Source organism: Novosphingobium lindaniclasticum LE124, from assembly GCF_000445125.1.
Classification (GTDB): domain Bacteria; phylum Pseudomonadota; class Alphaproteobacteria; order Sphingomonadales; family Sphingomonadaceae; genus Novosphingobium; species Novosphingobium lindaniclasticum.
The window spans coordinates 1-21,053 of the sequence record NZ_ATHL01000087.1 but is presented as its reverse complement, the minus strand read 5'-3'; the positions used below and the strand labels follow the sequence as shown (position 1 = coordinate 21,053).

The following is a 21,053-nucleotide window of genomic DNA, read 5'->3' as shown; positions in this document are numbered from 1 at the left end:
GCCGCCTCCCCTCAAAGGAACGTGAAAGTGGGCGCCTGACCCAGCATCCCGCCGACGAAATCGGTCGTGCGGTTGTTCGGATCGTTGGCGACGTGGGCGCGGCCGGCGTGGAGATCGAGCCAGGGCTGGATGATCTCGCTGGACATATAGACCGCGCGGCCACCCAGCAGCTTGACCATGTCGTCCACCAGTTCGGCCATGCGCCGCACGACCGAGGAGGAGTTGTAGGCGTAGCGGCTGCGCTTCTCCATCGGGATGGCCTCGCCGCGTTGCGCATGGCCCATCAGGTCATCGAACGTCAGGCGCAGGGTCTGTTCCATCTCGGTCACTTCCGCTTCGGCGCGGGAGATCGCGGCGAGCAGGAAGGGGTCGTGCTTGGATGCCTTGCCGGTGTTGGTGGAAACGCGGCTCTGCGCGATGTCCATCGCCGCATTGATCGCCGCGCGCGCGCCGCCGAAGGCCGCGGTGGAGACCGAACGGGTGAAGACTTGCGCCCAGGGCAGCGTGTAGAGCGGCCCCGGATTGGTTTCCTGACCGGGGTTGGCGCAAAGAAACCCGTCCATGGCGCGGTGCGTGCGGTATGCGGGCACGAAGACATCGTCGACGATCACGTCATGGCTGCCGGTGCCCTGAAGGCCGAAGACGTGCCAGGCGTCGGTATCGATGGTGTAATCGCTGCGTGGCAGCAGGAACGCGCGCATGTCCGGCGCGCCACCCGGCTCGCTGGGCGGCACCAGCGCGCCCAGGATCACCCATTGGCAGTGAACCGATCCGGTGGAGAAGCCCCAGCAGCCCGACAGGCGGAAACCGCCGTCCACCGGCGTGACTTTGCCCACCGGCTGATAGCTGGACGAAGCGAGGGCGGAGGTGTCCTCCCCCCAGATCTCGACCTGTGCCTCTTCGTGGAACAGCGCGATCTCGTAAGGGTGGCACCCGACCACGCCATACATCCAGCCGGTGGACATGCAGCCCTCGGCCAGAGTCTTCTGCACATCGAAGAAGACATTGGGATGCATTTCATAGCCGCCCCAGCGGCGCGGCTGCAGGATGCGGAAGAACCCGGCTTCGTGAAGCTCGGCAATCGTTTCTGCCGGAACGTCGCGCTCTGCGACGCAGCGGCGGGTGCGTTCCTTTAACGTGGGCACCATGGCGCGTGCACGGGCAACCAGATCCTCGGGACTGGGCACGGCGGCGTCGGACGGCGCGGAGGCTGCGCTGGCCATCTTTGCGATCTCTCCCTTCATTCGAATCAATTTACGCCCTTTGGCGCTACATTCGTAATTTAAAATGGCACTCGATACGCAAATCGTCAATTGAAAACCCATTCCGCTTTCGATATTGCCAAATTCGAATCTGATGCAGGAACGAATCCTGCAATCGGACAATGAAGGGAGAGAGGCCCCGTGAAGGGCAGGCAAGAGATCGATCTTTCCGGGCGCGTGGCGATCGTCACTGGCGGTACGCGCGGCCTTGGGCTGGCGATGGCTCGGATGCTGGCGGATAGCGGCGCGCCTGTCGTGGTCTGCGGCCGCAATCAGCCCGACGCGCTGCCGGCCGGGCTGGAGTTCCGCGCCGCCGACATTCGCGAGGCCGATCAGGCGCGCGCACTGGTGGAAGGCGTAGTCGCCGATCACGGGCGACTCGATATTCTGGTCAACAATGCCGGCGGATCGCCGCAGGCCGATGCCGCCACCGCCAGCCCGCGTTTCTTCGATGCCATCGTGCGGCTGAACCTGCACGCCGCCATGTACATGGCGCAGGCCGCGCACGCGCCGATGCGCGCGGTAGGCGGCGGCAGCGTGGTCAATATCGCCAGCGTTTCGGGCATTCGCCCGTCACCGCAGACGGCCGCTTACGGCGCGGCCAAGGCGGGCCTGCTCAACCTGACGCAGAGCCTTGCCCAGGAATGGGGCCCGGACGGCATCCGCGTGAACGCGGTGATCGTGGGCCTGATGCAGACCGAAACGACCGACGCGACTTACGGCGGTGCCGAAGCGCAGGCGGCGGTCGGCAATTCGCTGCCGCTGCGTCGGATGGGGCGCGGCGAGGATATCGCCGGCGCGGTTCTCTGGCTCTGCTCCGATCTGGCGAGCTGGGTGAGCGGCGCCCGCATCAACGTCGATGGGGGCGGCGAGCGGCCGTACTTCCTCGACCTCGTGAAAGGAAACTGACAGCCATGGGTATCAAGGCGCTCGGTTACGTAGTGATCGAAACGGCCAAGCCCGCCGAATGGGATGCCTTTCTTGCCGACATCGTGGGAACGATGAGGGCGGGAAGCAGCGACGGCGTTGCGCTCTACCGGATCGACGATCGCCCGTTCCGCTTCCGCATCGAAACCGGAAAGCGGGAACACTTCCGCGCCGCCGCCTACGAAGTGGGCGATGCGCAGGAACTGGCCGAAGTTTGCGAAAAGGTGGCGGCAGCCGGCCGTCCGATCGAGGAAGGCACTACCGACGAAGCGCGCGAGCGCGGCGTTGCCGCCTTCTTCCGCACCAGCGATCCGGCCGGCAACGGGCTGGAATTCTTCCACGGGGACGTGCGTGATGACGTGGCTTTCGTCTCGCCTGCGGGGGTGAGCGGTTTCGTCACCGGCGACATGGGCATGGGCCACACGGTCTTCGCCGCGCCGAACTTCACCGAATGCCACGAATTCTATCGCAACATCGGGTTCCACGACACAGACATTCCGCGCTTCCACTTCAGCGACGCGGCGGACGATCCGGGCATGGGCTTTGCCTTCATGCACGCGGACAACGGCCGCCACCACTCGGTCGCGCTGGGCGAGATGCCGATGCCGCCTTCGGGCTGCGTCCACCTCATGCTCGAAATGAAGGCGCAGGCGGACGTGGGCAAGTGCCACGACCGGATGCGGCTGGCCAAAGTGCCCGAAAGCGCCTCGATCGGCCGCCACGTCAACGATCAGACCTTCGGCTTTTACATGCAGTGCCCTGGCGGCTTCGATTTCGAGATCGGCGCCGATCCGCTGGTGATCGACCCCGCCAGCTGGGAGCCGACCGCCCATCTCGTGCCCAGCGAATGGGGGCATGTCTGGGCCTGGCAGAAGGCTCTTGAGGAACAGGACCAGAAAGAACGGGAAGAGGGAGCATGATGCTCGACAAGCGCATGAGCGCGGCGGAAATCGCCGCGCAGATAAAGGACGGGATGACCGTCGGGATCGGCGGCTGGGGGCCGCGCCGCAAGCCGATGGCGCTGGTGCGCGAACTGCTGCGTTCGGACGTGAAGGACCTGACCGTGGTCGCCTATGGCGGCGCCGACGTCGGCATGCTCTGCGCGGCGGGAAAGGTCAGGAAGCTGGTTTTCGCCTTCGTCTCACTCGACGCGATCCCGCTGGAACCGTGGTTCCGCAAGAGCCGTGAAAGCGGCGCACTCGAAGTGCTCGAACTGGATGAGGGCATGTTCCAGTGGGGCCTGAAGGCCGCCGCGTTCGGGCTGCCGTTCCTGCCCACCCGCGTGGGCCTCGGCACTGATCTGGCCGCGCTGGGCGGGCTGAAGACGGTGCAGAGCCCCTATGACGATGGCGAGACGCTGATCGCGATGCCCGCGCTCAAGCTCGATGTCGCGCTGCTCCACGTCAACCGCAGCGACCGGCGCGGCAACGTGCAGGTCTTCGGCCCGGATTCCTACTATGACGAGTGGTTCGCCAAGGCGGCCGCGAAGACCTTCGTTTCGTGCGAGGAACTGGTCGACCGGATGGAGGACCACTACCCGGAGCAGGCGCGGGACAACCTGTTCGAGCGCTGCTTCGTCAGCGGCGTGATCGAAATGCCGGGCGGCGCGCATCCCAGCTCGATGCCCCCGCACTACGGCTGGGACATGAAGGCGTTCAAGGCCTACGCCGCTGCCGCGAAGGATCCGGGCGACTGGAGCGCGGTGCAGGACCGTTTCGTCGGCGCGAACGAGGCCGACTATCTCAACAGCATTGGCGGAAAGGAGGCGGTGGCGGCTCTCCCGCTCCCGATATTCTGATGAACCAGATAACAACGATCAGCACGATCACACTGGCAGAACTCTGCATTTTCGCCGCCTCGGAGGCTTTCCGGGGCAATGGCGAAGTGATCGCCACCGGCGTCGGCCCGGTGCCGCGCCTTGCCGCCGGGCTCGCCAAGCTGACGCATAGCCCCGAACTGATGATGACCGATGGCGAGGCCTATCTGGTGGAACAGCCGGTGCCGATCGGCCCGCGCGCCTATGACGATCGCAAGCCGGCTGGCTACCTGCCGTTCTCGCGCTTCTTCGACAGCGCGGTGTGGACCGGCCGCCGCCACGCGATGGTCACGCCGACGCAGCTGGACCGCTTCGGCCAGATCAACCTCTCGTACATGGGCGGCACCTATCGCCAGCCCAAGACGCAGATGCTGGGCGTGCGCGGCTTTCCGGGCAACACGATCTACCACGCCAATTCGTTCTTCTTCCCCGCGCATGGCCCGCGTGTCTTCGTGCCGGGCGAAGTCGATATGATCTCCGGCGTCGGTTACAATCCGGCCAAGCGCGTGGCGGGCGGCAATTACTCCGGCGTGGACCTCAAGAGCATCGTCACCAACCTTTGCGTGATGGACTTCGGGGGTGAGAACAACGCGATCCGCGTCGTCTCCCTGCACCCCGGCGTCACGTTCGAGGACGTGCAGGAAGCGACCGGCTTTCCGCTCGAAAAGGCGCCGGAAATCACCGTTACGCCGCTGCCCGATGCAGAGGCGCTGGCGGTGATCGCCGCGCTCGATCCGCACGACATCCGCGCCACCGTCATCAAGGACAACCCGCCGGCCGTCAGGGCCTGAGCGGGATCGGGAGAGGCACCATGAGCGACGATCTGGTCGAACCGAAAAAGGTCGAGATCACCTACGAGACCGACAGCCCCGTGCTCTATGCAGTGGACGTGCCGGTCGCCTGGGTGACGCTCAACCGGCCGGACTTCAACAACGCGCAGAACGGCCAGATGACTTATGCGCTGGACGATGCCTTCAACCGCGCCGTGCAGGACGATGCGGTGAAGGTCATCGTGCTGGCGGGCAATGGCAAGCACTTCTCCGCTGGGCATGACATCGGCACGCCGGGGCGCGATCTCCACAAGGCGTTCGACAACCGGCTGATGGTGCCGGGCCATGTCAACAAGCCGGCGGCGGAGCTGCTCTATACGCGCGAGCAGGAGCAGTATCTGGGCATGTGCCGCCGCTGGCGGGATATTCCCAAGCCGACCGTCGCCATGGTGCAGGGCGCTTGCATCGCCGGCGGGCTGATGCTGGCCTGGGTCTGCGATCTGATCGTCGCGTCGGAAGACGCGTTCTTTCAGGACCCGGTCAACCGCATGGGCATTCCCGGCGTCGAATACTTCGCCCACGCCTTCGAACTGCCGCCGCGCGTCGCCAAGGAATTCCTGCTGCTGGGCGAGCGGATGAGCGCGCAGCGTGCCGAGCAGTTCGGCATGGTCAACAAGATCGTCCCGCGTGAGAAACTGCGCGAGGAAGCGGCGGCGATGGCGGCGAGACTGGCTGCGCAGCCGCGCATGGGCAACTGGCTGACCAAGCAGGCGGTCAACCATGTCGAGGAACTGCGCGGCAAGCGCACGGCGATGGATGCGGTGTTCCACATGCACCACTTCGCCCATGCCCAGAACGATCTGGTGCAGGGCAATTCCATCGCTGGCCTCGACGGCCGCGCCATGGCTGCGGCGAACAAGAAGCAGGCGGGAGAAGGCGAATGACCGACCCTCTCCGCACCATCCTTGTCGAGCGGCTGGGCTGCAAGGTGCCGGTGATCCAGACCGCGATGGGCTGGGTGGCCGAACCCTCGCTGGTCATCGCCAGTTCGAATGCCGGGGCCTTCGGCTTTCTGGGCGCGGCGGTGATGACGCCGGACGAGGCGCGGGCGAAACTGCTGGAAGTCCGCCGCGGCACCGATCGGCCTTTCGGTGTCAACTTCCACAGCTTCCAGCCCGGCGCGGACAAGATCGTCGAGCTGATCTTGGAGAACCGCGAACAGGTGGGCGCCGTCTCTTTCGGGCGCGGTCCGAACGCGAAGATGATCGGCGCTTTCAAGGACGCCGGCATCCTCTGCATCCCCACCGTCGGCGCGCTGAAGCATGCGCAGAAGATGGTCGAACTGGGCGTGGACATGGTCAACGTGCAGGGCGGCGAGGGCGGCGGCCACACCGGATCGGTGCCGACCACGGTGCTGCTGCCGCAAGTGCTGGACGCCGTGCAGGTGCCGGTGATCGCCAGCGGCGGCTTTGCCGACGGGCGCGGGCTGGTGGCGGCGCTGGCTTACGGCGCGGTGGGCATCGCCATGGGCACGCGCTTTCTGCTGACGCAGGAAAGCCCGGTGCCGGACAGCGCCAAGGCCGCCTACCTCGCGGCCTCCACCGACGGCATCGTCGTCACCACCAAGCTGGACGGCATTCCCCAGCGCATGGTGCGCACGCGGCTGATGGACCGGATCGAAAAGTCCGGCCCGCTGGCCATGTGGCTGCGCGCGCTTGAGGCGGGCCGCGCGATGAAGCGCCAGACCGGCGCATCGTGGGGCGATTTCATCGGCAGCGCACGCGGCATGACCGCGCACGGCGCGATGCCGCTGAAGCAGGCGATGATGGCCGCGACCATGCCCATGCTGATCCAGAAGGCGATGGTGGAAGGCGATATCGAGAACGGCGTGATGGCCACCGGCGTCGTCGGCGGGCGCATCCGCGAAGTGCCGAGCTGCCAGCAGCTTGTCGACAGCATCATGGCCGAGGCGCGCGAAAGGCTTGCCGCGCTCGGCGTACCCGCGGCCGAGCCGATTACGGCCTGAACGGAAGAGGACACCCCATGCCGATTACTTGCACCATTCAGGACCGGATCGCCGAAATCGTCTTCGACGTGGCGCCGGTCAACGCTTTCGACAGCGAAACCTGGAACAGCCTGCCCGCGATCATCAGCGAAGCGGCGCGCAATCCCGAAGTCCACTGCGTGTTGATCCGCGCGGAAGGGCGCGGCTTCTGCGGCGGCGTGGACATCAAGGAGATGCAGGCGCACCCCGAACGCATCCCGCTGCTCAATCGCGGCAACTACCTGACCTTCAAGGCCATTCACGAGGCAGAAGTGCCGGTAGTGGTTGCCGTGCACAAGTTCGTGATCGGCGGCGGCATCGGCATCTGCGGCGCATCGGATACGATCATCGCGGCGGACGATGCCTATTTCTCGCTGCCGGAGATCGATCGCGGCGCCATGGGCGGCGCCAGCCACATGTCGCGCATGCTGCCGCTGCACAAAGTGCGCGCGGCCTTCTTCACCGGCGGCAATATCCCGGCGCAGGAAGCCTATCGCCTTGGCGCGGTGGAGATGGTAGTCCCCCGCGATCAGCTGGAGACCGAGGCCCGCGTTTTCGCTGCGCGCATCGCCGGCAAGTCCCGCAAGGCACTGGTGATCGCCAAGGAAGCGCTGAACGGGCTGGAAGCGCGCGATGTCGATCGCGGCTACCGCTGGGAGCAGGGCTTCACGCTCGAAATGTACATGCATGAGGATAGCCAGAAATCGCGCGATGCCTTCGTCGAAACCGGCAAGGCGGCCTCGTTCTGATGGACCTGTCCTACACCCCCGAACAGCAGGCCTTCCGCGCCGAAGTGCGCGCATGGCTTGAGGCGCACGTACCGGCCGAACCGCTGGAGCACTTCGACGCCACGCGCGGAGGGTTCGAAGCGCACCGCGAATGGGAACGCACGCTGAAATCCGGCGACTGGGGCATGGTCACCTGGCCCAAGGAATACGGCGGGCGCGGGCTGGACCTGATCGAATGGCTGATCTTCGAGGAGGAATACTACCGCGCCGGCGCGCCCGGCCGGGTCAACCAGAACGGCATCTTCCTCCTGGGCCCCACCCTGATCGAGTTCGGCACGCCCGAACAGAAGCAGCGCTTCCTGCCGCCGATGGCATCGGGTGAGGAGATCTGGGCGCAGGCCTGGTCCGAACCGCAGGCGGGGTCCGACCTTGCCGGCGTGCGCGCGACGGCCGTGCGGGACGGCGACGAATACGTGCTGAACGGCCACAAGATCTGGTCGAGCCGCGCGGTCTTTGCCGACTGGGCCTTCGGCCTGTTCCGCGAACCGGGGACTGAGCGGCACAAGGGGATGAGCCTGATCTTCTTCCCCCTCGATGCGCCGGGCGTCACCGTCAACGCGATCCGCAAGATCAACGGCCATGTCGGCTTTGCCGAAATCTTCCTGGAGGACGTGCGCGTTCCCGCCTTCAACCGGCTGGGGGACGAAGGGCAGGGGTGGCACATCTGCATGGCAACCGCCGGGTTCGAACGCGGGCTGATGCTGCGCAGCCCGGCACGCTATCAGGTTGCCGCCGCGGCGCTGGCGGGACTGTGGCAGGATCACAAGCAGGATGCCGATCCGGTTCTGGAAGCCGATGTCGTGCGCGCCTTCATGAATGCCGATGCCTATGCGCTGTCGATCTACCAGACCGCATCGCGGCTGATGGCGGGCGCGAAGATCGGGCCGGAGGCATCGACCAACAAGATCTTCTGGTCGGAACTGGACATCCACTTGCACCAGACCGCGCTGTCGATCCTCGGCCCCAAGGCCGAACTGGTCGTCCAGCCGGGCGAGCATGACTGGCTGGACGATTACATCTTCGCCCTGGCCGGGCCGATCTACGCCGGATCGAACGAGATCCAGCGCAACATCATCGCCGAGCGCATGCTCGGCCTGCCGCGCTGAGGGAGGGCATGGCCATGGATTTCACCCTGAGCGACGAACAGCAGATGTTCGCCGAAACCGCACGCACCCTGCTGGGCGATACCTGCACGCCCGACCACTGGCGCAAGATGATGGAGCGCGGGGACAACACCGATCCCGAACGCTGGGCGGCGATTGTCGAGAACGGGTTCACCTTGGTTCTGCTGCCGGAAGAGGCGGGCGGCATGGGCCTTGGCGAACTGGACTTCGCTTTGATTGCCGAGGAAGCGGGCTATGTCGCGCTGCCCGAACCGCTGATCGAAAGCGCGGGCGTGGCCGCGCCGATGCTTGGGGCGCTGGCGCCCGCGCATCCGTTGCTGGCCGATCCGGAGGCGACCATCGCCCTGGCCCATCCGCTGAATCCGGTGGTGGCCGATGCCGACCGGGCGGCCGCGATCCTGCTGGAGCGTGACGGCCATGCCTTCCTGGCGCGCGCCGATCAGGTACGCCTGACGCCTGCCCAAACCATCGACCCGCTGCGCCGCCTGTTCCGCGTGGAATGGGATGCAGCCGATGCGGAAGACCTTGGTCCTGCCGATTGGGATCTCGCGCTCGACCGGGCGGCGCTGTTCGCCGCCGCGCAGGGCCTTGGCCTTGCCCAGCGCGCGGTCGATATGGCGGTGGACTATGCGAAAGAGCGTCAGCAGTTCGGCAAGCCGATCGGCTCCTATCAGGCGGTAAAGCACCACCTTGCCTCCGCACAAGTCGCCATCGAATTCGCGCGGCCGGTGGTGCGGGCTGCCGCGGCAGAGATCGGCCACCGCGACGTGCAGGCCCGCTCGCGCGTCAGCCATGCCAAGATCGCTGCGCTGGAAGCGGCGGACAAGGCGACCCGCGCCTCGATCCAGGTGCACGGCGCCATGGGCTATTCCTGGGAAGTCGACGCGCACTTGTTCCTAAAGCGCACACTGGCGCTGACCCAAAGCTGGGGGACGCCGGCCTTCCACCGCGCGCGCATCGCCGCCCGCCTGTTCACCCAGCCGGCCGGCCCCGACCAGACTTTCGCCCGCGAAACCCATGCCGCTGCGGCCACCAGAGAGATCATCCATGCCTGAAGCCTATATCGTCGACGCCGTCCGCTCGCCCGTGGGCCGCAAGAAGGGCAGCCTTGCCCATGTCCACCCCGCCGATCTGGGCGCGCATCCGATCAAGGCGCTGGTCGAACGCACCGGCATCGATGCGGGGCTGGTGGACGATGTCGTCTGGGGGTGCTGCGACACCATCGGCCCGCAGGCCGGCGATATCGGCCGCACCGCCTGGCTGGCGGCGGGAATGCCCGAACATGTTCCGGGCGTGACCATCGACCGCCAGTGCGGATCCTCCCAGCAGGCGGTTCATTTCGCCGCGCAGGGGGTGATGTCGGGCACGCAGGACCTTGTCGTCGCGGGCGGCAGTCAGGCCATGAACGCCATCCCGATCTCGGCCGCGATGTTCGCGGGCGCTGCCTATGGCTTCGACAGCCCGTTTCAGGGCTCGAAGGGCTGGGACGCGCGCTATGGCGATGAGGAGGTGAACCAGATCCGCGCGGCCGAGATGATCGCCGGGAAGTGGGGCATCTCGCGCGCGGCGATGGAGGAATTCAGCCTCGCCAGCCACCAGCGCGCGCAGGCGGCCTGGGACGCGGGCTGGTTCGATGCCGAAGTTTCCCCGTTCGAGGGATTGGCGCGGGACGAGACGATCCGCGCCGGCACCACGCTGGAAGAGCTCGCCGCGCTCAATCCGGTGCGTGAGGGCGGGGCGATCACGGCGGGCGTCGCCAGCCAGAACTGCGATGCCGCCGCCGCCATGCTGATCGCCGGCGAACGCGCGGTGAAGGAGTTCGGGTTGAAGCCCCGCGCGCGCATCCACCACATCTCGGTCCGCGCGGCGAACCCGGTGTGGATGCTGACCGGCCCGATCCCCGCAACGCAGCACGCGCTCGCCAAGGCGGGAATGCGGGTGGAGGACATCGACCTGTTCGAATGCAACGAGGCTTTCGCCTCGATCCCGCTCGCGTGGATGAAGGAACTGAACATCCCGCATGAAAAGGTGAACGTGCAGGGCGGGGCGATCGCGCTCGGCCACCCCATCGGCGCGACCGGCGTACGGCTGATGACGACGCTGCTGGGCGCGCTGGAGCGCACGGGCGGCCGCTATGGCCTGCAGACCATGTGCGAAGGCGGCGGGCAGGCCAACGTCACGATTATCGAGCGGCTCTGACGATGCCTTGCTACGCCTATCAGGGGATCGTGCCGGTCGTCGATCCGAGCAGCTACGTCCACCCGCTGGCCTCGCTGATCGGGGACGTGATCGTCGGCCCCGGCTGCTTCATCGCGCCGGGCGCTTCGCTGCGCGGCGATTTCGGGCGCATCGTGGTGGAGGGTGACAGCTCGATCCAGGACAGCGTCACCGTCCACGCCAATTCCAACCGGGACACGGTGATCCGCCGGGGCGCGACCATCGCGCACGGGGCGATCATCCACGGCTGCGAGATCGGCGAGAACAGCCTGATCGGCATGAACGCCGTGGTGCTGGACGATGCCGTGATCGGCGCGGAAAACCCCGCCAAAGTCGTGCGCAGCTTCGAACCGCATCAGGTGACATGGCGCAACGACGGGCAGGGCGAATACCAGCGCCTTGCGAGAGAGGCACTGACCGGGATCGTCGAAGTAACGCCGCTGCCCACCCCCGAACCCGACCGCCGCCGACTGGCGTCGGAAGCCATTGCCGTGCGCCTGTCCGGCCGCACCGCTGCCGCGCGCGAAGCCCGCGCGGCCCAAACCAACGAACAGGAGTGACTTTCGTGGGAATCTGCGACAACCGTACCGTCATCATCACCGGCGCCGCGCGCGGGTTGGGCCGGGCTTACGCACTCGCCTTCGCGGCCGAAGGGGCCAACGTCGTCGTCAACGACATCGGCACGTCGCTGGGTGGTGACGGGCGTGATACCAGCGCGGCCGACGGCGTGGTGGAGGAAATTCGCGCCGCCGGCGGCAAGGCCGTGGCCAATTACGAGGACATTACCGACTGGGACGCGGCTCAGCGCATCGTAGGTGCCGCTCTGGACGCTTTCGGGGACCTTAATGTCGTGGTCAACAATGCCGGGATCGTGCGCGATCGCATGTTCGTTTCGGCCACTCTGGAAGAGTGGGACGCGACCATGCACGTCCACTTGCGCGGCCATTTCTGCCTCTCTCGCCACGCGGTGGACTATTGGCGCGGGCAGCAGAAGGCAGGCAAGCCGGTGGACGCGCGGATCATCAATACTTCCTCCGGCGCGGGGCTACAGGGCTCCATCGCGCAGGCCGCCTATTCGACCGCGAAAGGCGGGATTGCGGCGCTGACCCTGGTGCAGGCCGCCGAACTCGGCCGCTATGGCATCACCGCCAATGCGCTGGCCCCTTCGGCCCGCACGCGCATGACGGAGCAGGCCTTTGCCGACAAGATGGCCACGCAGGAAGCCGCGTTCGACGTGATGGACCCGGCCAACGTCGCCTCCACCGTGGTCTGGCTGGGATCGGGCGAAAGCGCCCATGTCACCGGCTGCGTCTTCGAACTGGAAGGCGGCAAGATCATGCTGGAGCAGGGCTGGCGCGAGGGGCCGTTCGTCGATCAGGCGGCCCGCTGGCAGCCCGCCGAAGTCGGCGCGCAAGTCGAGCGCCTGCTGGCCGAGCGCGCCCCGCCGCGCAAGGTCTGGGGCACGGCCTGAGGGAGACGGCGCGATGGAATTCGCCCTGACCGACGAACAGGCGATGATCGCGGACACCGTCCGCGCCTTCTTCGCCGAAAACGCCACCAGCGAGCGCACCCGCGCGGCGATGGAAGGTGCGGGGATCGACCGCGATCTCTGGGCCGCCTTTGCCGGAGAACTGGGCCTTGCCGGCATCGGCATCCCGGAGGATTTCGGCGGTGCCGGCCTTGGCATGGTGGAACTGGCGGTGGTTGCAGAGGCGGCCGGCGCGCAAGTTGCCGCGCTGCCGTTGCTGGGCCATGCCATGCTGGCGCAGGCGCTGGCGCGCGGCGGCTCGCAGGCGCAGAAGGAGCATTGGCTGCCCCGCCTTGCCGCTGGCGAGGTGATCGCGACCGTCAGCTGGAACGCGGCTTTCGAGGTGCACGACGGCGCGGTCAGCGGCACGATCGCCCATCTGCCACACGGCGCGATTGCCGACGTTCTGCTGCTTCATGCGGCCGGGCAGGCCTGGCTGGTCGATCTGGCGGGTGAGGGCGTGCGCCGCAGGGCCCATGTCACCATGGATCAGACCCGTCCGCTGGCGACCGTCACGCTGGATGGCACGCCAGCCGAAAAGCTGGAAAACGGCGCGACCGCAATCGGTGGCCTGCACGCGGCGGGCTGGATCTGCCTTGCCGCCGAAGCGCTGGGCGGCGCGCAGGCCAGCCTCGACCGCACTGTCGAATACGCAAAGGAGCGCGTGCAGTTCGGCCGCCCGATCGGATCGTTCCAGGCCTACAAGCACCGGCTGGCCGACATGATGGTGGAGATCGAGCAGGCCCGATCCGCCGTCTACTGGGCAGCCTGCGCGGTGGACGAACAGGCGGAAGAGGCCGCGCTGGCGCTTCATGCCGCCAAGGCGTTCTGCGCCGATACCTATCGCATGTGCGCGGGCAACATGATCCAGCTTCACGGCGGGATCGGCTTCACCTGGGAGCATGACTCGCACCTCTTCTTCAAGCGCGCCCGCTCGATCGCGACGCTCTATGGCGACAGCCAGTGGCACCGTGAGCAAGTTGCGCGCCTCGTCATGGGAGACCCGGCATGAAACTGGGCTTTTCGAAGGCGGACGAGGCCTTCCGCAGCGAATGCGCCGCATGGCTGCAGGCGCAGATGGCCGGGCCTTTTGCCGATATTCGCGGCATCCCCAATCTGGTCTCGAAGATCGAGCGCCGGCGGGAATGGGAACAGGAACTGGCCGCGCACAAGTGGTCGTGCATCGGCTGGCCCGAACAATGGGGCGGACGCGGCGCGACCTTGGCGCAGCAGGTGATCTTTGCCGAGGAATATGCCCGCGCCGGGGCTCCCGGCCGGATCAACCACATCGGTGTTGAACTCGCCGGGCCGACCATCCTTGCTTTCGGGACCGAGGAGCAGAAGGCGCGCTTCCTTCCCGGTATCGCGGCGGGAACCGCGATCTGGTGCCAGGGCTATTCGGAACCCAATGCCGGGTCCGACCTTGCCAACGTGCGCACCAAGGCGCGGCTGGAAGGGGAGGAATGGGTGGTCAACGGCCAGAAGGTCTGGACCAGCCTTGCCCACTTTTCCGACTGGATCTTCGTCATCGCCCGCAGTCAGGAAGGCTCCAAGGGCCCCAAGGGGCTGACCTTCCTGATGATGGAAATGGACCAGCCCGGCATCGAAGTCCGCCCGATCCGCCAGATGAACGGAGAGGCGGAGTTCAACGAGACGTTCCTGACCGATGCGCGCTGCCCGGCGGACAGTCTGATCGGCACCCCCGGCGATGGCTGGCGCGTGGCCATGGGGCTGCTCGCCTTCGAACGCGGGGTTTCGACGCTGGCCCAGCAGATGGGGTTCCGAAACGAGTTGGACGGCATCCTCGCCGCCGCCCGCGCCAATGGGAAGGACCGCGATCCGGTGATCCGCCAGCGCGTGGCGGAGGCGGAGATCGGCCTGCGCTTGATGCGCTACGGCGCGCTGCGGATGCTGTCCAACGCCGATCATTCCGCCATCGACGGTGCCGCGCTCACGTATAAGATCCAGTGGGCGACATGGCGCCGCAATCTGGGCGAACTCGCCATGGACGTGCTGGGGCAGGACGGCGAGATCGCGCCGGGCGCCGAGTACGAATGGCCGATGCTGCCCAACCTGTTTCTCTTCAGCCGTTCCGACACGATCTACGGCGGCACCAACCAGATCCAGCGCAACCTGATTGCCGAGCGTGGCCTCGGCTTGCCCAAAGAACCTAGAGGTGACCTGTGACCGTTCCCGTACCCGCCTATCCCACCCCCCTCGGCCTTCTGAAGGACCGCAGCGTGGTGGTTACCGCCGCTGCCGGCACCGGCATCGGCTTCGCCGTCGCCAAGCGTGCGGTCGAAGAAGGCGCCCGCCTGCTGATCAGCGATTTCCATGAACGCCGGCTGGGCGAAGCGGCCGATCGCATCGCCGCCGAAGTGGGCTGTGCGCGGCCGGAAACCTTCGTTTGCGACGTGACGGTCGAGGATCAGGTGCAGGCGCTGCGCGATGCGGCGGTGGCCCACCTCGGCGGCGTCGATGTGCTGATCAACAACGCGGGTCTGGGCGGAGAGGTCGATGTCGTCGACATGACCGACGACCAGTGGAGCCGCGTGCTGGACGTCACGCTCACCTCGCTGTTCCGCATGACCCGCGCCTTCCTGCCGGTGATGTATGCGGCGAAGCGGGGCGTGATGGTCAACAACGCTTCCGTGCTCGGCTGGCGTGCGCAGAAGGGGCAGGCGCACTATGCCGCCGCCAAGGCCGGTGTCATGGCCTTTACCCGCTGCACCGCGATGGAAGCGGCAGACAACGGCGTGCGCATTAATGCCGTGGCGCCCAGCCTGGCCATGCACCCCTTCCTTGCCAAAGTGACGACCGAGGAAACGCTGGCCGAACTGGTGAAGCGCGAAGCCTACGGCCGCCCGGCGGAAGTGTGGGAAGTGGCCAATGTCATGCTGTTCCTGGCCAGCGACCTGTCTTCCTACATGACCGGAGAAATCGTGCCGGTATCGAGCCAGCAAGCATGAGCGGGCCGATCGTCTTCGCAACGCCCGCCGCGCTCATGGGCGCGGAAGGGACGCAGCTGGGGCCGACGGACTGGTTCGCCGTCGATCAGGACCGGGTCGATCGCTTCGCCGAAGTGACAGGCGACGACCAGTGGATCCACGTCGATGTCGAACGGGCGAAGGCCGGGCCGTTCGGGGGCACCATCGTCCATGGCTACCTGACGCTCAGCCTGGTCAACATGTTCCTGCCGCAGATGATCGAGGTGCGCGGGTTCTCGGCCGGGGTGAACGTGGGGATGGACCGCACGCGCTTCCTTGCCCCGGTGCTCGTCGGATCGCGCCTGCGTGCGCGCGGCGAGATCGTTGCGGCCGAGGAAATCAAGGGCGCGATCCAGTCGACTGTGCGCGTCACCGTGGAGGTCGAAGGCAGTGAAAAGCCCGCGCTCGTTATCGACACCATCAGCCGATACTACCCGTAAGGAGAGAAGGATGTCTGATCCGAAGGTTATGGAAGCCGCCGTGCACGAATACGTGGCGGCCTTCTCCGCTGGCAGCGCGGACCGCGTGGCCGCCCTCTTTGGCGAGAATGCGACTGTCGAAGACCCGGTCGGATCGCCGCTCCATGAAGGATTGGCCGCGATCCGCGCCTTCTACGAAGGATCGATGGCGACCGGCGCGAAACTGACCTTGGAAGGACCGGTGCGCGTGGTGGCCGACTATGCGGTCTTCGCCTTTTCCGTCCACCTCCAATGGGAAGGCGGGGCCAAGCGGATCGACGTGATCGACAGCTTCCGCTTCGACGAGGGCGGAAATGTCGCCGAAATGCGGGCCTTCTGGGGCCCTGAGAACATGCACGGATTTACCTGAGAGGAACTGCCTGAAATGCGCGAAGCCGCTATCATCTCCACTGCCCGCACCGGCGTCGGCAAGGCCTATCGGGGCGCGTTCAACGATACCGAGGCGCCGCGCATGGCCGCCCATGTCGTGGACGCCGCCATCGCCCGCGCCGGGATCGATCCCGCCCGCGTCGACGACGTCTACATGGGCTGCGCGAACCAGTGGAACACGCAAAGCTACAACATCGGCCGCCTTGCCGTGCACGGTTCGGTCTTGCCCGATACCACTGCCGGTTTCGCGATGGACCGCAAGTGTTCCTCCGGCCTGAACGCGCTGGCGTTCGCGGCGCGGGGCATCATCGCCAATGAGATCGACGTCGCGCTTTCTGGCGGGACCGAGAACGTCTCGCTGACGATCGACAAGCATTATCCCAACTTCCGCAACCGTTCGGAATGGGTGAAGCAGCACGATCCCTATGCCTATATGGCGATGATCGAGACGGCGGAGATCGTGGCCGAGCGCTACGGCGTCAGCCGCGAGGATCAGGACCGTTTCGCCGCGCTCAGCCAGCAGCGTGCCGCCGCCGCACAGGAAGCGGGCCGCTTCGATGACGAGATCGTGCCGATCGCGCTCACCAAGGCGCTGTTCGACAAGGAAGGGAACGAGACCGGCAAGGAAGACCTGACGCTCGCCAAGGACGAAGGCATCCGCGCGGGCACGACGTTCGAGAAATTGAGCGAGCTGAAGCCGGTGTTCAAGAACGGGCAGGTCGTCAAGGAAGGCCGCCACGTGACGGCGGGCAATGCCAGCCAGCTTTCGGACGGCGCATCAGCGCAAGTGGTCATGGACCTTGCCACCGCGCAGAAGGAAGGATTGCCGGTGCTGGGCGTCTATCGCGGCTTTCAGGTTGCGGGCTGCGGCGCGGATGAGATGGGCATCGGCCCGGTCTTCGCGATCCCCAAGCTGCTGGAGCGCAATGGACTGAAGATCGACGACATCGGCCTCTGGGAAATCAACGAGGCCTTCGCCAGCCAGGCGATCTATTGCCAGCGGGAACTGGGCATCGACCCTGACAGGCTGAACGTCAACGGCGGCGGCATCGCCATCGGTCATCCTTTCGCGATGACCGGTTCGCGGCTGGTCGGCCATGCGCTGATCGAGGGCAAGCGGCGCGGCGTGAAGTACGTCGTCATCTCCATGTGCGTGGCGGGCGGCATGGGCGCCGCCGGCCTGTTCGAAGTCGCCTGAAGGGCATGAGTGGCATGACGGAAGCGATGGGAACCTGGCCAGCGACGATCCCCGGTGCGGCGGCGGCGGCGGCCGAACGCTGGCCGGATCGAGTGGGCCTGATCGTGGGCGAAAGGCAGTGGACCTTTGCCCAGCTCTGGGCCGATGCGCGGGCGGCGGCTTCGGCGATCCTGGCCAGCGGCGTGGGCCACGGCGACCGGGTGGCGATCTGGGCACCGAATACTCGCGAATGGATCCTTGCCGCGCTGGCCACGCATGTGGCCGGGGCGACCGTCGTGCCGCTCAACACCCGCTTCAAGGGCGCGGAGGCGGGCGATATCCTGCGCCGCGCGAAAGTGCGGATGCTGTTCGCGCCGGGCGATTTCCTGGGCCAGGACTTTGCGGACCTGATCGCCGGGGAGGACCTTCCCGATCTGGCCGAAACGATCCGGATCGACAGCGGCTGGGATGCTTTCGTGGCACGCGGTAAGGGATCGGACGATCCCGCCGTCGATGCCGCCATGGCGCGCCTGACCGGGGACGACCTCAGCGATGTGATCTTCACCTCCGGCACGACCGGGCGGCCCAAGGGTGCGCTGACCGCACATCGGCAGGCGATCCAGATTTTCGGCGACTGGTCGGTCCGCGTCGATCTGCGGGAGGGTGATCGCTACCTGATCGTCAACCCGTTCTTCCATACCTTCGGCTACAAGGCGGGCTGGGTGCCCTGCCTGCTGCGCGGCGCGACCATCGTGCCGATGGCCATGTTCGACGTGGGTGAGATGGTCCGCCTGATCGAAACGGCGAAGATCAGTTTCATTCCCGGCCCGCCGACGATCTACCAGTCGTTGCTGCAGGAACTGGCGGGTGACAGGCCGCGCGACTTTTGCTCGCTGCGCGTGGCGGTGACTGGGGCGGCGCCGGTGCCGCCGGTCCTTGTCGAGCGGATGCGCGGCGAACTGGGCATGTCTAACGTGGTCAACGGCTATGGCATGACAGAGTGCGGCGCCATCGCGATGACGCGGCAGGGCGACGATGCCGATACGATCGCCCACACTTGCGGCTATCCGCTGCCGGGGATCGAAGTGCGCTGCGTGGACGGCGCGGGCCGCGATCTGCCGCCGGGTGAGGCGGGGGAGATTCTGGTGCGTGGCCATGCGGTGATGCGCGGCTATCTGGACGATCCTGCCGCCACGGCAGAGGCCATCGATGCCGAGGGTTGGCTGCACACCGGCGATATCGGAACCATCGATGCGCGCGGCTATCTCGCGATCACCGACCGCAAGAAGGACATGTTCATCTCGGGCGGGTTCAACGTCTATCCGGCCGAGGTGGAGAAGCTGCTCAACGCCCACCCGGCAGTCGCGCAGGCGGCCGTCGTTGGTGTGGCGGACGAGCGCATGGGCGAAGTGGGCCGTGCCTATGTGATCGCCCGCAGCGGGGCGGCGCTGACCGCAGACGACCTTGCCTCATGGGCGAAGGCGAACATGGCGAACTACAAAGTGCCGCGCAGCTTCGTGCTGGTGCCGGACTTGCCGCGCAATGCCGCGGGGAAGGTACTGAAAACCGACCTGCGGGCGTGACGCGGGGCCCATCCATGTGGCTTCAAAATATTGCGTCATTGCCGATCCGACCGCAGGATCTGAATTTTAGAGTGTAGGCAGTCGGGGGACACGGCCGCTACTGACGACTTCATTGAAAGGCTTCGTCTTTGCGATCTTGTCGGTAGATGTCACGTGATGACGCCTGCTCCTAGGCAGCGGTTGATGGCGGAATCAATTAAGCCGATGCCTCCGCAGCAAGAACAGGTCGCGTGTCGGGCAAGCGTCTCGCCCGCTACGCCTTAAGGTCGCGACGTTTCGGGTAACGCGGCGATTGCTCCCATCATCGTTCCGATGTGCTGGATGTACATCGAATTGGTCGATGTATCCAACGGCTCTCCCGTGATATCGTTGGCAAGCATTGCAACATGATGTTCCTTGGCAATGGCCTTTGCATTGCGACGCTGCGATAGTCGATAAATCAGGCTCGGATATGAACCGTTTCCTGAAAGACTGGCAAAGGTTAGCTCATAGCGGTCAAGAGTTTTTGGGGTCATTTCGCCCTGCGCTCAAAGGACGAAGAAGCCGTGTATCGTCGCAACTAGCCCTCCAGCGCCGTTGTTCCCGAGCGAACAGGGCGTCGGCGCCATCGCAAAGAATAACTTCTATGCGTCTTCGCGGAGCAGAAATTTTGCTCTGTTCGTCTCGGCTACGTTTTATATGAGCTGGAGACCCGCAAAAACCGGGTAATTTCGGCCTGGCTTGACAGACGTCGAGGCTTCGGAGCGCACGAACGGCATCGTTCGGACCGATTTCCACGATGCCTAGCGTTGATTTCGCCGGTTTGGCTGGCTTGCAGACAGAGTCAGCCCCTGCATTCCCGGCGTTCGTGGAAAATCAGGCGGTTGAAGTTGTAGGCCAAGTTGCAAAGCGTCAGTTTTGCCTCAGCGCGGGCGAGGCCGATGGTGCGGATGAACAGGTTGAACCGGTTCTTCTGATGGGCGAAGACATGTTCGACATGGGCCCGGATCGAGGATTTGGCTGCATTGGCCCGCGAGGTGGCCTTCGACATCGGCTTGCCCATAGGTTTGCGCCGATGAATGCGGGACGTGAGCATCTGATCCGACAACCACTTCTCGTTGCGCCTGGAGCGATAGGCACTGTCTGCCCAGACCTCGGAACTGGTATTGTCCGTGCTGACGACCTGCCGGAGAAGACGCCCGTCCGCCGCTGACGCCGAAGTCACCGCCATGCCTCGGATGAAGCCGAAGCGTCGATCGATGCTGATGTGGGATTTGTAGCCGAAGACCGGCAGGGCGATCATGGGGAGCGGCGTTCCATCCGCTCGATACCGAACTTTCCCGCCGATCTTGAGGGTCCAGCGCGCGTCGGTATCCTTTTGTGCTGCCTTGTTCGGCTCGTTCGGCCAGATATCTCTGGCGCTCTTGCCCGACTTGATCGCTTCGCGTTCGCCCTCGGTGTTCCGCTGTCTTGGTGCAGGCACCAGCGAGGCGTCCACGAGTTGCCCGGACATTGGAATGTAGCCCTTCTTCTGGAGTTGCCAGTCAAAGGCCTTCATCACCCGCTTGAGCGTTCCCGTCTCGGTCAGGCGATTGCGAAAATGCCGGATCGTGTTCTCATCCGGCGTGCGGTCCCCAAGCGACAGTCCCAGAAACCGCAGCCAACTCAGCCGATCGCGGATCATGAACTCCATCCGGGCGTCTGACAGATTATGCTGCGCCTGCAGGATCAGGGCCTTGAACATCATCACCGGATCGAAGGGTGGGCGTCCGCCTTTGGCTCCATCGCCATAACCAAGCCCTTCGACCAGCCACGCTCGGAAATACTCGAAATCCACCGTCTCCTGCAAAACCTCAAGCGGATCGCCCTCCTTGCTCAATGCCTCAAGGTGATCGCTCAAACTGAACAGGGACTTGGGATCCATGGCTGGCCTCCGTGATCGCGCGCCCTCAATGAATCATCATAGCCGTCCAAACACTACCGGTTTTTGCGGGTCTCCAGCT

The 21,053-nt window shown here is 65.7% G+C and carries 22 protein-coding genes; 19 read left to right on the top strand and 3 right to left on the bottom strand.

The features are described from left to right. Positions 1 to 11: 11 nt before the first annotated feature. On the bottom strand, positions 12 to 1,223 hold the full coding sequence (locus L284_RS38030; protein WP_031342475.1) for an acyl-CoA dehydrogenase family protein: 1,212 nt from the start codon (positions 1,221 to 1,223) through the stop codon (positions 12 to 14). Between the two features lie 180 nt (positions 1,224 to 1,403). On the opposite strand from L284_RS38030, the gene L284_RS38025 reads away from it, so the two are divergent. Genes L284_RS38025 through L284_RS37935 form a run of 19 tightly spaced genes read left to right on the top strand, consistent with a single transcriptional unit; the run spans position 1,404 to position 19,071 of the window. Continuing rightward, positions 1,404 to 2,171: an SDR family oxidoreductase gene (locus tag L284_RS38025; protein ID WP_021234615.1), complete on the top strand. Its 768-nt coding sequence runs from the start codon at positions 1,404 to 1,406 to the stop codon at positions 2,169 to 2,171. Positions 2,172 to 2,176: 5 nt separating this feature from the next. Next, entirely contained in the window at positions 2,177 to 3,109 is a 933-nt protein-coding gene (locus L284_RS38020) for a VOC family protein (protein ID WP_021234614.1), read from the top strand. Beyond that, the gene (locus L284_RS38015) at positions 3,106 to 3,987 is read left to right on the top strand and encodes a CoA transferase subunit A (protein WP_021234613.1); all 882 of its coding nucleotides are present in this window, start codon (positions 3,106 to 3,108) and stop codon (positions 3,985 to 3,987) included. The genes L284_RS38020 and L284_RS38015 overlap by 4 nt, the downstream gene beginning before the upstream one ends. Further along, the gene (locus L284_RS38010; RefSeq protein ID WP_021234612.1) at positions 3,987 to 4,796 is read left to right on the top strand and encodes a CoA-transferase subunit beta; all 810 of its coding nucleotides are present in this window, start codon (positions 3,987 to 3,989) and stop codon (positions 4,794 to 4,796) included. The genes L284_RS38015 and L284_RS38010 overlap by 1 nt, the downstream gene beginning before the upstream one ends. Positions 4,797 to 4,816: 20 nt before the next feature. Beyond that, entirely contained in the window at positions 4,817 to 5,719 is a 903-nt protein-coding gene (locus L284_RS38005) for an enoyl-CoA hydratase (RefSeq protein WP_021234611.1), read from the top strand. After that, positions 5,716 to 6,801 (top strand): NAD(P)H-dependent flavin oxidoreductase, encoded by a 1,086-nt coding sequence (locus tag L284_RS38000; protein WP_021234610.1) that lies wholly within the window; start codon positions 5,716 to 5,718, stop codon positions 6,799 to 6,801. The genes L284_RS38005 and L284_RS38000 overlap by 4 nt, the downstream gene beginning before the upstream one ends. Before the next feature lie 17 nt (positions 6,802 to 6,818). Continuing rightward, positions 6,819 to 7,568, top strand: a complete 750-nt coding sequence (locus L284_RS37995; RefSeq protein WP_021234609.1) for an enoyl-CoA hydratase family protein — start codon at positions 6,819 to 6,821, stop codon at positions 7,566 to 7,568. After that, positions 7,568 to 8,713 (top strand): acyl-CoA dehydrogenase, encoded by a 1,146-nt coding sequence (locus L284_RS37990; protein WP_021234608.1) that lies wholly within the window; start codon positions 7,568 to 7,570, stop codon positions 8,711 to 8,713. The genes L284_RS37995 and L284_RS37990 overlap by 1 nt, the downstream gene beginning before the upstream one ends. A gap of 14 nt (positions 8,714 to 8,727) precedes the next feature. Beyond that, entirely contained in the window at positions 8,728 to 9,786 is a 1,059-nt protein-coding gene (locus L284_RS37985; protein WP_031342472.1) for an acyl-CoA dehydrogenase family protein, read from the top strand. Further along, positions 9,779 to 10,930: an acetyl-CoA C-acetyltransferase gene (locus L284_RS37980; protein WP_021234606.1), complete on the top strand. Its 1,152-nt coding sequence runs from the start codon at positions 9,779 to 9,781 to the stop codon at positions 10,928 to 10,930. Before L284_RS37985 ends, L284_RS37980 begins: the two co-directional genes overlap by 8 nt. Before the next feature lie 2 nt (positions 10,931 to 10,932). After that, complete coding sequence (locus L284_RS37975; protein WP_021234605.1) at positions 10,933 to 11,508, top strand: hypothetical protein; 576 nt, start codon at positions 10,933 to 10,935, stop codon at positions 11,506 to 11,508. Continuing rightward, entirely contained in the window at positions 11,505 to 12,419 is a 915-nt protein-coding gene (locus L284_RS37970) for an SDR family oxidoreductase (RefSeq protein ID WP_235054399.1), read from the top strand. Before L284_RS37975 ends, L284_RS37970 begins: the two co-directional genes overlap by 4 nt. A gap of 13 nt (positions 12,420 to 12,432) precedes the next feature. After that, complete coding sequence (locus L284_RS37965) at positions 12,433 to 13,488, top strand: acyl-CoA dehydrogenase family protein (RefSeq protein WP_021234603.1); 1,056 nt, start codon at positions 12,433 to 12,435, stop codon at positions 13,486 to 13,488. Continuing rightward, positions 13,485 to 14,663, top strand: coding sequence for an acyl-CoA dehydrogenase family protein (locus L284_RS37960; RefSeq protein ID WP_021234602.1), 1,179 nt, complete (start codon positions 13,485 to 13,487; stop codon positions 14,661 to 14,663). Before L284_RS37965 ends, L284_RS37960 begins: the two co-directional genes overlap by 4 nt. Then, positions 14,660 to 15,445 (top strand): SDR family oxidoreductase, encoded by a 786-nt coding sequence (locus L284_RS37955; RefSeq protein WP_021234601.1) that lies wholly within the window; start codon positions 14,660 to 14,662, stop codon positions 15,443 to 15,445. The genes L284_RS37960 and L284_RS37955 overlap by 4 nt, the downstream gene beginning before the upstream one ends. After that, positions 15,442 to 15,903 (top strand): MaoC family dehydratase, encoded by a 462-nt coding sequence (locus L284_RS37950; RefSeq protein ID WP_021234600.1) that lies wholly within the window; start codon positions 15,442 to 15,444, stop codon positions 15,901 to 15,903. The genes L284_RS37955 and L284_RS37950 overlap by 4 nt, the downstream gene beginning before the upstream one ends. A gap of 10 nt (positions 15,904 to 15,913) precedes the next feature. Beyond that, entirely contained in the window at positions 15,914 to 16,291 is a 378-nt protein-coding gene (locus L284_RS37945; RefSeq protein WP_031342471.1) for a nuclear transport factor 2 family protein, read from the top strand. A gap of 15 nt (positions 16,292 to 16,306) precedes the next feature. After that, a complete protein-coding gene (locus L284_RS37940; protein WP_021234598.1) occupies positions 16,307 to 17,509 on the top strand; it encodes an acetyl-CoA C-acyltransferase in 1,203 nt (400 codons plus the stop codon). 14 nt (positions 17,510 to 17,523) lie between these two features. Further along, positions 17,524 to 19,071: a FadD3 family acyl-CoA ligase gene (locus L284_RS37935; RefSeq protein ID WP_021234597.1), complete on the top strand. Its 1,548-nt coding sequence runs from the start codon at positions 17,524 to 17,526 to the stop codon at positions 19,069 to 19,071. 260 nt (positions 19,072 to 19,331) lie between these two features. Here L284_RS37935 and L284_RS47980 read toward each other — a convergent pair whose 3' ends face one another. Both L284_RS47980 and L284_RS37930 read right to left on the bottom strand, forming a co-directional pair. Further along, positions 19,332 to 19,586, bottom strand: a complete 255-nt coding sequence (locus tag L284_RS47980) for a hypothetical protein (protein ID WP_152524685.1) — start codon at positions 19,584 to 19,586, stop codon at positions 19,332 to 19,334. 308 nt (positions 19,587 to 19,894) lie between these two features. Then, positions 19,895 to 20,974, bottom strand: coding sequence for an IS5/IS1182 family transposase (locus L284_RS37930; RefSeq protein ID WP_021233694.1), 1,080 nt, complete (start codon positions 20,972 to 20,974; stop codon positions 19,895 to 19,897). Positions 20,975 to 21,053: the final 79 nt, after the last annotated feature.